Genomic DNA, 12,155 nt, shown 5'->3' on the forward strand with positions numbered 1-12,155 from the left:
CTTCCAATCCGTTGGTTACGGCGGTGGGTCGAGGTCGTTTACTTGAGGTCGCTCTCCTTGATGTAGCCGGAGTCGACGACGGTCTTCTGGTAGTTGGCCTTGTCCACGGCGACCGGCTCCAGCAGGTAGGCCGGCACGACCTTCGCCCCGTTGTCGTAGGTCTTGGTGTCGTTGACCTCGGGCTCCTTGTCGTTCAGGAGCGCGTCGACCATGTTCGTGGCGACCCTGGCGAGCTCACGGGTGTCCTTGTAGACCGTCATGGACTGCTGGTCGGCGATGATCGACTTCACCGAGGCGACCTCGGCGTCCTGGCCGGTGACGATCGGCAGCGGCTTGTTCTTGGAGCCGTAGTCGTCCGACTTCAGCGCCGACAGGATGCCGATGGAGATGCCGTCGTACGGGGAGAGGACCGCGTCGACCCGCCCGCTCTTGTAGGACGAGGTCAGGATGTCGTCCATGCGCTTCTGGGCGGTGCCGCCGTCCCAGCGCAGGGTGGTGACCTGGTTCAGCTCGGTCTGGCCGGACCCGACGACGAGCTGCTTCTTGTCGATGTACGGCTGCAGGACGTTCAGCGCGCCCTGGAAGAAGTAGCGGGTGTTGTTGTCGTCGTTGGAGCCGGCGAACAGCTCGATGTTGAAGGGGCCCTTCTCGCTGCCGTCCTTCAGGCCGAGCTTGTCGACGATGTAGTCGCCCTGGAGCTCGCCCACCTTCTCGTTGTCGAACGAGGCGTAGTAGCCGACGTTCTCCGTGCCGAGGATCAGGCGGTCGTAGGAGATCACCGGGATGTCGGCGTCCTTGGCCTGCTGCAGGACGTTGTTCAGCGACTTGTTGTCGATCGCCGCGACGATCAGCGCCTTGACGTCCTGCGTGATCAGGTTCTCGACCTGGGCGACCTGCTGGTCCGGGTCGTCCTCGCCGAAGACCAGCTTGGTCTTGTAGCCCTTGGACTCCAGGTTCTTCACGACGTTGTCGCCGTCGGCGATCCAGCGCTCGGAGGACTTGGTCGGCATCGCGATGCCGATGGTCGCTCCCTTGGAGTCTCCCTTGTCCTCCTCGCTCCCGCCCTCGCCGCTCTGGCCGCAGGCGGACAGGGTGAGGGCGAGGGAGACGGCGGTGGCTGCTGCGGCGATGGCGGCTCTGCGGTTACGCATGATCATCATCCTTGATGTGTGTGCAGGGTGGTCCGGAAGTGTGAAGTCGCCTTCGGGCCAAGGGATTTGGCGATGAAGGTGCGATGCGGGGCGGTGCGGTGAGGAGAAGGTACCGGGCAAACCCGAGAACGGGTGTGTGGGATTGTGCGCGGCTGTGTCGGCTTCTGTGAAGCCGATTTTCCGGAACGTTATGACGAGATGCCGAACCTGCGCAGATCACCGGGCAGCCGTGAACCGAGCGGAGCCATGTCGCCGTCCGCGCCGTGGCGGGCGAGCAGGTCCAGGGCGAGCCGTCCGCGCCGCACCCGCTCCTTGGCACTGGCGAGAGTGACGTCCCGCATATGGTGCCCGTACGGATAGATCCCGGGCGCCTTGGACAGACCGAACTTCAGGTACAACGGCGCCCCGCGCCGGATCAGTTCGGCGACCTCGTACATCCGGACATAGCCGCCGAGGTCGTCGGGGGCCTCGATGTACATGTCCATCGGGGTGGCCGAAACCCTTCTGATCTCGGTGAGATGATCAAGCGTCAGGTCGCTCGGCACGTTGATCGAGTCGGCGCCGAGCTGCTCGTACACCGCGTACGAGGCCGGGTTGACCGGTCCGATGAGGGCCGAGACCTTCAGTGTGGTGTCCTGCGGAATGATCCCGGCCGCCCGCGCCCGGTGCAGCGTCCACAGCACCCCCTCGTCGGCGACGAGCAGGCACTTGACGCCCAACTCCGTCGCCCGTACGGCGTCTTCGACGCAGCCGGCGACCGCGTCGTGGCCCCGGGCGCGCGGTCCGGCGCCGCGCGAGTCGGTACGGGTGGAGCCGCCGATGTCCCAGGTGCCCCGCGGGCCGGTGAACAGGCAGAGCTCGATGTCCCGTTCGGCGGTGGACTCGACCATCTCGGTGATCTCGGCGTCGGTCAGCATCCAGACACCGCTGCCCTGACTGATCCGGTGGATCGGCACGTCCAGCCGGGAGGCATCCTTCAGGACCACCGCCAGCGCCTCGGGCCCCTCACAGGAAGGAACCTCGGTGCGCCAGCGGCCACCGCCGGGGAAGGAGTGCGGCGAGGCGTCGGCGGGGTCGGGGGCGGGAGCGCCCAGGCCGAGCACGGTGAGCGCCTGCTCACCGGGCCTGCGGGCTGCCTTGGCGGAAGCGTCGGTCACAAGATGTCCTTTTGTTCGGCATGTCGGACGAGGTTCGAGGCCCGAGGGAGGGCGCGGTCGACGGGAGGAGACGGGCGGCGGGGGAGCGGGGTGGCAGGGGAGACGGGGTGGCAGGGGAGGCGGGCGGCGGGGGAGAAGGGCGGGTACGCCGGTACGGGACGGATCAGGGTGCCCGCCCCGGCGTACGACCGGGCGCCCTAGGGACGCAACAGGACCTTGCCCACCTTCGGGTCCCCGGACCCCACCAGCTCGATGGCCTCCGAGAACCCGGCCAGCGGCAGCTCGTGCGTGACCAGCGGCAGCGGATCGAGCAGCCCGGCGGCGAACACCCGCACCGTGTGCGCCCAGGCGTCCGGCGGCGCCCCGAAGACGGTGTGCACCTCCAGCTGCCGTACGACCAGGTCCGTCGGGTCGAGACCGTCAGCGCCCGGCGCCGGGATGCCCGTCAGGACGAGCCGCCCGCCGCGCCTCAGCAGCGCGGCGGCCGTGCGGGCCGCGTCGGCGGACCCGGCGGTCTCGATCACCACGTCGAAGTCGTCCGGGAGCGGCTGGTCCTTGGTGCGAAAGCCGGTGGCGCCGTACCGCCGGGACAGCGCCTCACGGTCGCCGCGGGTACCGACGACGAGCAGTTCGGCCGGGGAGTTCGCGCGCAGGAACTGCACCGCGAACATGCCGAGGGTCCCCGTACCGACCACGGCGACCCGCTCGCCGGGCACGGCGTTCGCCCTGAGCGCGGCGGCGGCGACACAGGCCGCCGGCTCCAGCAGCGCCGCCGCGGTGAGGTCGGCGTCGTCCGGCAGGACGTGCAACAGGCGGGCCGGGAGGGTCAGCGTGGCGGCCATCGCCCCCGGCCGGGTGAACCCGGTCTCCTCGTAACCCGCCGAGCACAGCGTCGTCTCGCCGGCGTGACAGCGGTCGCACACCTGGCAGTTCCTGAAGCCCTCTCCGACGACCTTGCGGCCGGTGAGTGACGCGGGCACGCCCGCACCCACCCGCGCCACGGTTCCGGACCACTCGTGGCCCGGTGTGAGCGGGTACCGCACGTACCCCTCGGGGCGGTTGCCCTGGTACACCTCGCGGTCACTGCCGCAGATGCCGGTCGCGTGCACCCGGACCAGCGCCTCGCCGGGGCCGGGATCGCGCGGCTCGTGCGCGACGAGGCGGTGCGCGCCGGGGCCGTCGACGACGACGGCTACGGAGGGCGCGCCCGTGGAGCCGCCCGTGGAGCCGCCCGTGGAGCCGCCCGCGGAGCCGGGCTCGGGGCCGCCCGCTCGCCCGGTCACTTCGTTCCCTTGGAGCCGGACTTGGGCTTGCGCTGCTCCCAGCCCTCGGCCCACAGGTCGAACCGGGCCTGCTGCTGCGGGAACTCGGCCGCCGCGTCGACGTCCAGCTCCACGCCGAGGCCGGGGGCGTCGGAGAGGTGGAAGCAGCCGTCCTCCGGGTTCACCTGCGGGGCGCCCTTGACGACCTTCTTGATCTCCGCGTCGGCGAAGTCGTTGAAGTGCTCCAGGATCTTGAAGTTCGGTGAGGTGAAGCCGACCTGGAGGGACGCGGCGGTGAGCACCGGGCCGCCGACGTTGTGCGGCGCGACCAGCATGTAGTGGGTCTCGGCGGTCGCGGCGAGCTTGCGCGTCTCCCAGATACCGCCGATGTGGCCCACGTCCGGCTGCAGGATGTCGACGGCCTGGCTCTCGAACAGCTCACGGAACTCGATGCGGTCGTGGACGCGTTCACCGGTGGCGAGAGGGATGTCGACCTTGGCGGCGACCTTCTCCAGCGCCTTGAGGTTCTCCGGCGGAACCGGCTCCTCCAGCCAGGCCGGGTCGAACGGCGCCAGCTCCCTCGCGAGGCGGACGGCGGTGGCGGGGGAGAAACGGCCGTGCATCTCCAGCATCAACTCGGCCTCGGGACCGATCGCGTCACGGACCGCCTCGATCAGGGAGACGGCGTACAGGGTCTCCTTGCGGTCGAGTTCGAAGTGCCCGGTGCCGAACGGGTCGATCTTCAGGGCCCGGTAGCCGCGCTCCACCACCGCCTGCGCGGCCTTGTGGTACGCCTCCGGGGTGCGCTCCGTGGTGTACCAGCCGTTGGCGTACGCCTTGACCTTGTCGGTCACCCTGCCGCCGAGCAACTGCCAGACGGGGACGCCGAGGGCCTTGCCCTTGATGTCCCAGCAGGCCATCTCGACGACGGCGATACCGGACATCACGATCTCGCCGGCCCGGCCGAAGTCGCCGTACTTCATCCGGCGGACCAGGTCCTCGACAGCGAACGGGTCCGAGCCGAGAATGTGGTTGACCTCGGCTTCCTTCAGATAACCCAGAAGGGCGTCGGTGTGCCCCAGCATCCGGGTCTCGCCGACTCCCGTGACCCCCTCGTCGGTGTGCACCTGGACGTACGTCAGGTTGCGCCACGGCGTCCCGACCACGTGTGTGCTGATACCGGTGATACGCACGGCAGTTGCCCCTCGCTGCGTTGGTGGACCCTGTGACCGTTCGGTGATGCGGTGCGACGTGTTCGATATTTCGTCACACGTTCGAAATGCTGGCGTGACAGTAAGGACGGGGTGGTGGGGGTGTCAATGGGTCGCGCGCACAACGGTTTCGACAGTTTCGAAACCTATGAGCAAGTGTCCCTACCAAACCTTCACGGTTTGCTCTAGGAACCGGACGTGAGCGGAACTTAGCCTTCACGCGTCATGGACTACTGCTACCCGTGCCGAAGGCACCTCAACGGCGCCCTCGCCTGCCCGGGGTGTGGCACCCCTGCCGAGATCCTCCCGGCCCACCCGGAGGCTTCCGACACCCCCCGGACGGCGTACGAGAACGACCCACCGGGGCCGGAGCCGGAGCCTGAGCCGGAATCCGAACCTCGGCCGGACCGCGGACACGAGCCGGACCCGGGACCGGCCGAGGCCGGTGGGGCCGCCGGGCCCGGGAAGCGGCAGGACGAGAACCTCGCGACCGCATCGCCCGCAGACTCCGAGGACGAGGCCACCCCGCCCGCGGACGAAGACCCAGGGGCGGGTACGAGCCGCCGGGACCGCAAGGCCGCGGCGCACCGCAGGCGACGGCGGCGTTCGTTGCTGGTCGTGGCGGGGTTCGTCCTGGCCGCAGGCGCGTTGAGCCTCGCGGAGCTGGGGCTGGACGCGCCCGGGGCGAAGTCCGAGCCGACGGCGGCCAGGGACGAGACGCCGGCCGGCGGGCCGGTCGGGACCGAGCCGGCGCCGCAGTCGAGCGGCGCCCCGGGCGTGGGCGGGGACGCGTCCGTGACGTCCCCCTCCCCGGGGGCGTCCGGCTCGCCGTCGGTCTCGCAGTCGCCGACGGACGAGGAATCGGCGGAGGCGGAGGACGAGCCCGACGAGGCGACCTCGTCGGCGCCCGCGGACACCTCCCCGGCCGACCCGGCGACGGGCCGGCCGCAGGAGCCCCCGGCCCAGCCGGACGCCCCGGACGACCCGGACCCGGCCCCCACCAAGCCCGCACCGGAACCGGAGCCAGAACCGGAACCTGAGCCGGAACCCTCGGAGACCTGCAACCGCTTCCTGTGGTGGTGCACCTGACGGCCGCTCACTCCCGGCCTTGGGGCGTCGCCCCTTAGGACCTGTCCGGCGGATCATGCCGAAGACACGGGGGCCGGCACGCATTCCCCCCAGCTCTTCGAGCAGGGGGCGCCCCCAGCGGCGTTGTCGTCGGTTGCCGACTCCCCCCACTCTCGGCTCTTCCCCCACTCTCGGCTTCGCTCGAGCGGGGGGACCCCCATGAGCAGGGGGGACCCCCATCGCGTCGACGCCCTCCTTCGCCTTGCAGCCGCACGCACCAGCCCCCGCTCGACCCAGCCGGACAGATACCGCCAGTCACCTCCGACTTGATCCGCCGGACAGGCCCTAGGCGTCCAGCATCGTCCGCAGGGTGTCGCGCAGGGAGCGGCGCTCCTCGTCCGTGAGGGCGGCCAGTGGTTCGCGGGCGAAGCGCAGTGACTCGCGCAGGCTGCGGGCCACCCTGCGGCCCTCCTTCGTGGCCGCCGCCACCTTCACACGGCGGTCCGCCGGGTCCGGGCGGCGCTCGGCCAGACCGCGGGACTCCAGGCGGTCGACGATGCCGGTGACGTTCGACGGCTCGCACTTCAGGCGGTGGGCGAGCTTCCTCATCGGCAGGGGCTCCAGGCAGAGCAGGCTCAGGAGCCGGGCCTGCGCGCCGGTGAGTTCGTGGCCGGCCGCCGCCTCCTCGTACTCCTCGTGGTAGCGGGCCACCACCGAGCCGATGAGGTCGACGACCTCCAGGGTCAGGTCGTCGGGGCGGCTGGGGGGACGGGGTGTGACAGCCATGTGCTCCAGGGTACCCACATGCTTGACATCCTGAAATATTCAACGGCATGGTTGTTTCAGTTGGTGAAACACTTCGAGGAGAGGCCCCACCCCCATGTCCGACACCCCCACGCTCCCCACCACCGGCCGCGCATGGCACCTGGCCAGCCGGCCCGTAGGCTGGCCGAAGCCCGAGGACTTCGCCCTGGTCGAGGCAGAGATCCCCACGCCGGGGGAGGGCCAGGTACTGGTGCGGAACATGTACCTCTCCGTCGATCCCTATATGCGCGGCAGGATGAGTGACGCCAAGTCCTATGTGGCGCCGTACGCGGTGGGCGAGGCCATGCAGGGCGGTGCCGTCGGCGAGGTCGTCGCCTCCCGCGCGGAAGGACTGGCCGTCGGTGACCACGTGCTGCACGGCCTCGGCTGGCGCGAGTACGCGCTGGTGGACGCGAAGGGCGCCGTCAAGGTGGACGCCGGGGCCGCGCCGCTCTCCGCCTACCTGGGTGTGTTGGGCATGCCGGGGTTCACCGCGTACGTGGGACTGCTGCGCGTCGCCGCCCTCAAGGAGGGCGACACCGTCTTCGTGTCCGGCGCGGCCGGTGCCGTCGGCAGCCAGGTGGGGCAGCTCGCGAAGCTCAAGGGGGCCTCGCGGGTGATCGGCTCCGCCGGATCCGACGAGAAGGTCGCCCTGCTCGTCGAGGAGTACGGATTCGACGCCGCGTTCAACTACAAGAACGGCCCGGTGAGCCGGCAACTGCGCGAAGCCGCGCCGGACGGCATCGACGTCTACTTCGACAACGTCGGCGGGGACCACCTGGAGGCCGCCATCGGTTCGCTGAACCGGGGCGGACGGATCGCCGTGTGCGGGATGATCTCCGTCTACAACGACACGGAGCCGGCGCCGGGCCCGCGCAACCTCGCCCGTCTCATCCAGACCCGGGGCCGCATCGAGGGCTTCCTGGTGAGCGACCACAACGACCTGCGGCCGGAGTTCGTGCGGGAGGCCGGCGCCTGGATCGCCTCGGGCGAGCTCAAGTACCGGGAGACCGTCGTCGAGGGCATCGAGAACAACCTCGAGGCGTTCCTGGGCGTCCTGCGCGGCGACAACATCGGAAAGATGATCGTCAAGCTCTGACGCCGGACGGCAAGCCCCGCCGCGGGACGGAGGGACGGCGACACCAGCCGTCCCTCCGCCGCGTGCCGGCTCGCGGCCCGCTCACATCCTCAGCGCCGCACGACGCCCGACGCCCGGCGCGCGCCGGGACCGCGCCGCCAGGAGGACGGCACGGCGTCACCCTCGCCCTCGGCCGCGACCTCCGGCCAGGAGTGGGTGACTTCGCGGTTCAGCTCCAGGGTGCCGTCCTGCACGAGGACGGCCACGACCAGGAACGCCGCGCCCTTGGTGCACGAGTGGACGCCGTACGGCGCGTCGGGCTCGGTGCCGGACCAGAGGCCGACCGCCTACCGGCCGTACGCGGGAAACCCTTTCGGCTCAACGCCGGTCCCGAAGGTGATGTCCGGCCGATGACCGGACCACCGGCCGACGACACGCCGACGACGGGCCCCTATAGTTCCCCCATGCGCGATCTTGGGGTGGGTTTCCGGTATCTCCTGAAGGGTCAGCGATGGGTCGCCCGGCACGGTAAGCAGTACGGCTTCGGCCTGCTGCCGGGGCTGATCACGCTGGTGCTCTACGCGGCGGCGCTGGTCGCGCTGGCCCTGTGGGGACCGGACTTCGTCGGCTGGGCGACACCGTTCGCGGACGACTGGTCCAGTCCCTGGCTCGGTCTGTTCCGCGGACTGCTCACCGTCCTCCTCTTCGCGCTCGGCCTGCTGCTCTCCGTCATCACCTTCACCGCGGTGACCCTGCTCATCGGCCAGCCCTTCTACGAGAGCCTCTCCGAGAAGGTCGACCGGGACGTCTCGCCCGACGGCACCGCCCCCGAGTCCGATCTGCCGCTGTGGCGGGAGCTGTGGATCTCCGGCCGGGACAGCCTCCGTATCGTCGTACGGGCCCTGCTCTGGGCGGTGCTGCTCTTCGCGCTCGGGTTCGTCCCGTTCGTCGGGCAGACCGTCGTACCGGTGATCGGGTTCATGGTCACCGGGTTCTTCCTCACGGAGGAGCTGGCGGCGGTGGCCCTGCAGCGGCGCGGGGTCGAGCTGCGGGCGCGGCTGGCCCTGCTGAGGGGCCGCAAGACCCTCGTCTGGGGCTTCGGCACGCCGCTGGGGCTGGCGTTCCTCGTCCCGTTCGTCGCCGTGTTCCTGATGCCGGGCGCGGTCGCCGGCGCCACCCTCATGGCGCGGGACCTGCTCGGCGAGGAGACCAGGGACGACGACGGCGCCACGGCGCCCGTGGCGCCGTCGCAGCCGTCTCCGTCGCAGCCGTCTCCGTCGCAGCCGTCTCCGTCGATCCGTCGGGACGGGCACTGAGAGTGGGACGAGGTGACCACATCGTGGTCCTTTGTGAAGGATTCGTACGAACTCCCGATCGAGTGCTCGATCACGGACCGCGGGATCACCGCGACGATTAACGTCTGAATCGGGGTAGCTCCTGTTGGTCGGGGTATTCCTCTGCATGAGCAGCCCCGGTCCGGGACCCTGACCCCGGACCGGGGCTCATGTGCGTCGCCCCGGACAGGCCCTACCGCACCGCGAAGCCGTACACCGTCTCCGAGCGGAACGTCCCGCCCGGCCGCAGGACCGTGCTCGGGAAGTCGGGCCGGTTCGGGGAGTCGGGGAAGTGCTGCGCCTCCAGCGCGATGCCGGCGCCGGGCACGAAGGGCTCCCCGATGTGGTCGGCGGTGTAGACCTGCATCCCGGGTTCGGTGGTCGCCACCGTGAGCATCCGCCCGGACGCCGGGTCGTACAGCTCGGCGACCTCCACCGGCGTCGGCGTCACGCCCTTGTCGAGCACGAGATTGTGGTCGTACCCGGTGCCGGTCCTGCGCGCCTCACGGAAGTCGAAGCGGGTGCCGGTCACGTCCTGGTGGCCGCCGGCCGGGATCAGATCCGCGTCGACGGGGGTGAAGCGGGAGGCGGCGAGCCGCAGTTCGTGCCCGGCCGCACTGCCGAAGCCGGGGTCGGAGCCGGAGCCGGCGTCGGACCCGGACCCGGGGTCTGCGTCGGACCTGGTGCCGGCCAGGTTCCAGTACGAGTGGTTCGTCGGGTTCACCACCGTCGGCGCGTCCGTCACCGCCTCGTACCCGATGCCCAGCGCGCCCCGCTCGTCCAGGGTGTACGTCACCGACATCTCCAGGCGGCCCGGGAAGCCCTCCTCGCCGTCCGCGGAGACCAGAGTGAGGCGCAGACCGTGCGGAACCGGCGTCACGTCCCACACGCGCTTGTCGAAGCCCCGTTCACCGCCGTGCAGCGAGTTCGGCCCGTTGTTCGGGGCGAGCGTGTGGACCCGGCCGTCCAGCGGGAAGCGGGCGCCCGCGATGCGGTTGGCGTACCGCCCGACCAGGGCGCCCAAGTACGGCCCCGGATGGGCGAGATAGCCCTCCAGGCCGGAGAAGCCCAGCACCACGTTCCCGGACCGCCCCTCCCGGTCCGGCACCTCGACGGCCTGCACGATCCCGCCGTACGACAGCACCCGTACGCGTACGCCGGCCCGCTCCAGGGTCCAGCGGTGCACCGGGGTGCCGTCGGAAAGTGTGCCGAAGAGTTCGTTCATGTGCGAAACGATAGGTCACGGCTTCGCCGCCGTGACCGTACGATAGGCGATCTCCGCCAGCCGGGCCTGACCGTCGACGCTGGGGTGGAACCAGTCCCAGCGGCTCAACTGCGCGGTGCCGAACCTGTACTCGTACACCGCGCCGCCGTCGGAGCGGCACCGGTCGTCCTCGGCGCAGACCTCCTCCAGCGCCTTGTTGTAGTCCTCCACCCGGCTCCGCACCGTCTCGCGCCGCTCGTTCGCCGCCGCGTCCAGGGCATCGGGATCGTTCAGCATCGACGGGCAGATGCCGAGCTTCCACACCTGCTTGCCCATCGCGCTGGTCCGCCCCTGCGACCACAGCTGCTTCAGATCCGGCACGCTCGCCACATACACCTGGGCCTTGGGCAGTGCCTTGCGCAGGGTGCGTATCGCTTCCTCGAAGTCCGCGCGGAAGTCGGCCACCGGCGTCATCGCCGACGTCGTGGCCCGGCAGGCGTCGTTCGCCCCGGCCATCACCGCCACCAACTCCGGCCTCCGGCCCACCGCTCGAGCCATCTGGCCGGGCAGGTCCGCCATCCGCGCCCCGGTGACCGCGTAGTTCCAGCTCCGCTCGGCCGCCCCGGCCGGGCCCAGCAGCCGCACCGCCAGACTGTCGACCTGCTCGCTGCCGCCCGTCGCCCACGACACCTCGGGACAGTCCGTCAGCACCGCGCACGCGTCGAAACCGGTCGTGATCGAATCGCCGACGGCGGCCACGGAGGCGGGGCTGGTGTCCCAGACCGGAGGGGGCGACGGGGCCGGCGCGGCCTTCTTCGCCCCGGGGCCGGACGGAGCGGCCTCGTCACCGCCGACGGTGTCGCAGCCGGCGGCCCCCAGTACGGCGGCGACCGCCACGGAGGCGAGCACGGATCGCGAACGGCTGCCCCGCTTCGGCCCCTGCCACCGTGTCCCCTGGTCCATCCCGCAGCCTCCCCGCGCATCGTCGTCACCGTCCCCCATGCATAACAACGCACGAGAGTTCCCGCCTGCCCGGTCGCCCGGTTGCCCGCCCCAACGGAACGGCTCAGGCGGAACGGCGCATATGGAACGGCTCACACGATCCGGGGCCGGCATCCCCTGGGTTGTCGTCCTGCCGGGTGAATCGCGGAAGTTTCCGGGTACCGGGACGGACGGTACGTCACACTCCTTCCCCCACCACACGGTAGCCTCGGCCTCAACGTGGTCCTCCCGGCCACCCGCTGATCGGCCCTTTCCGACCTGTCCCGCTCTGCCCGGAGGTTCCGGTGACGACACGTGGAGTCCTGTACGTGCACTCCGCGCCGCGTGCGTTGTGCCCACACGTCGAGTGGGCCGTTGCGGGGGTGCTCGGCGTGCGCGTCAGCCTGGACTGGATCCGACAGCCCGCCGCCCCCGGCACCTGGCGCTCGGAGTTCTCCTGGAAGGGCCAGGCCGGCACCGCCTCCAAGCTCGCCTCGGCGCTGCGAGGCTGGCAGTTGCTGCGCTTCGAGGTCACCTCGGAGCCCTGCCCCACCGCCGAGGGCGAGCGCTACAGCTGCACCCCCGACCTCGGCATCTTCCACGCCGTCACCGGCATCCACGGCGACATCATGATCCCCGAGGACCGGCTGCGCGCCGCCCTGGCCAGGTCCCAGCACGGCGAGACCGACCTGGAGGCCGAGATCGCCAAGCTCCTCGGCAAGCCCTGGGACGACGAGCTGGAACCGTTCCGCTACGCGGGCGAGGGCGCCCCGGTCCGCTGGCTCCACCAGGTCGTCTGACCGCGCCGGCACTCCGTACTGCGCCCCGTACTGCGCCCCCGTACTGCGTACCCCGCCCCCGACACGCCGAAGGGCCCCACCTCGCGAGGTGGGGCCCTTCGCACG

General features: G+C 70.9%; 11 protein-coding genes and 1 pseudogene. 4 read left to right on the plus strand and 8 right to left on the minus strand.

Going from position 1 to position 12,155, the window contains the following annotated elements; genetic code table 11:
* Window positions 1-38: 38 nt before the first annotated feature.
* The 4 genes from chvE to ACFPZI_RS15200 all read right to left on the minus strand — a co-directional run bounded on the left by chvE (window position 39) and on the right by ACFPZI_RS15200 (window position 4,763).
* Window positions 39-1,151, minus strand: coding sequence for a multiple monosaccharide ABC transporter substrate-binding protein (gene chvE / locus ACFPZI_RS15185; RefSeq protein ID WP_381363336.1), 1,113 nt, complete (start codon window positions 1,149-1,151; stop codon window positions 39-41).
* Between the two features lie 188 nt (window positions 1,152-1,339).
* Window positions 1,340-2,308 (minus strand): hypothetical protein, encoded by a 969-nt coding sequence (locus ACFPZI_RS15190; protein WP_381363338.1) that lies wholly within the window; start codon window positions 2,306-2,308, stop codon window positions 1,340-1,342.
* Window positions 2,309-2,505: 197 nt separating this feature from the next.
* Window positions 2,506-3,591: a zinc-dependent alcohol dehydrogenase gene (locus ACFPZI_RS15195; protein ID WP_381363340.1), complete on the minus strand. Its 1,086-nt coding sequence runs from the start codon at window positions 3,589-3,591 to the stop codon at window positions 2,506-2,508.
* Complete coding sequence (locus tag ACFPZI_RS15200) at window positions 3,588-4,763, minus strand: mandelate racemase/muconate lactonizing enzyme family protein (RefSeq protein ID WP_381363342.1); 1,176 nt, start codon at window positions 4,761-4,763, stop codon at window positions 3,588-3,590. Before ACFPZI_RS15200 ends, ACFPZI_RS15195 begins: the two co-directional genes overlap by 4 nt.
* Before the next feature lie 243 nt (window positions 4,764-5,006).
* Here ACFPZI_RS15200 and ACFPZI_RS15205 point away from each other — a divergent pair, with 243 nt between their 5' ends.
* Window positions 5,007-5,870: an SCO2400 family protein gene (locus ACFPZI_RS15205; RefSeq protein ID WP_381363344.1), complete on the plus strand. Its 864-nt coding sequence runs from the start codon at window positions 5,007-5,009 to the stop codon at window positions 5,868-5,870.
* 324 nt (window positions 5,871-6,194) lie between these two features.
* On the opposite strand, the gene ACFPZI_RS15210 is transcribed toward ACFPZI_RS15205, so the two are convergent.
* Complete coding sequence (locus ACFPZI_RS15210; protein WP_381363346.1) at window positions 6,195-6,635, minus strand: MarR family winged helix-turn-helix transcriptional regulator; 441 nt, start codon at window positions 6,633-6,635, stop codon at window positions 6,195-6,197.
* Window positions 6,636-6,729: 94 nt separating this feature from the next.
* Between ACFPZI_RS15210 and ACFPZI_RS15215 the strand changes: the two genes are divergently transcribed.
* Entirely contained in the window at window positions 6,730-7,752 is a 1,023-nt protein-coding gene (locus ACFPZI_RS15215; protein WP_381363348.1) for an NADP-dependent oxidoreductase, read from the plus strand.
* Window positions 7,753-7,841: 89 nt separating this feature from the next.
* On the opposite strand, the pseudogene ACFPZI_RS15220 reads toward ACFPZI_RS15215, so the two are convergent.
* Window positions 7,842-8,042: pseudogene (locus tag ACFPZI_RS15220) on the minus strand (hypothetical protein); the annotation flags it as partial.
* Window positions 8,043-8,195: 153 nt separating this feature from the next.
* Here ACFPZI_RS15220 and ACFPZI_RS15225 point away from each other — a divergent pair.
* Window positions 8,196-9,047 carry an EI24 domain-containing protein gene (locus ACFPZI_RS15225; protein ID WP_381363350.1) on the plus strand — a complete coding sequence of 284 codons (852 nt, stop codon included), beginning with the start codon at window positions 8,196-8,198 and terminating at the stop codon, window positions 9,045-9,047.
* A 211-nt stretch (window positions 9,048-9,258) separates the two neighbouring features.
* On the opposite strand, the gene ACFPZI_RS15230 is transcribed toward ACFPZI_RS15225, so the two are convergent.
* Both ACFPZI_RS15230 and ACFPZI_RS15235 read right to left on the minus strand, forming a co-directional pair.
* Window positions 9,259-10,290 (minus strand): aldose epimerase family protein, encoded by a 1,032-nt coding sequence (locus tag ACFPZI_RS15230; RefSeq protein WP_381363352.1) that lies wholly within the window; start codon window positions 10,288-10,290, stop codon window positions 9,259-9,261.
* A 15-nt stretch (window positions 10,291-10,305) separates the two neighbouring features.
* Window positions 10,306-11,232: an SGNH/GDSL hydrolase family protein gene (locus tag ACFPZI_RS15235; RefSeq protein WP_381363354.1), complete on the minus strand. Its 927-nt coding sequence runs from the start codon at window positions 11,230-11,232 to the stop codon at window positions 10,306-10,308.
* Between the two features lie 323 nt (window positions 11,233-11,555).
* Between ACFPZI_RS15235 and ACFPZI_RS15240 the strand changes: the two genes are divergently transcribed.
* Window positions 11,556-12,050 carry a DUF3145 domain-containing protein gene (locus ACFPZI_RS15240; RefSeq protein WP_381212611.1) on the plus strand — a complete coding sequence of 165 codons (495 nt, stop codon included), beginning with the start codon at window positions 11,556-11,558 and terminating at the stop codon, window positions 12,048-12,050.
* The last annotated feature ends 105 nt before the right edge of the window (window positions 12,051-12,155 follow it).

Origin of the sequence: Streptomyces chlorus, from assembly GCF_042655885.1 — a bacterium.
Taxonomy (GTDB): Bacteria; Actinomycetota; Actinomycetes; order Streptomycetales; family Streptomycetaceae; genus Streptomyces; species Streptomyces chlorus.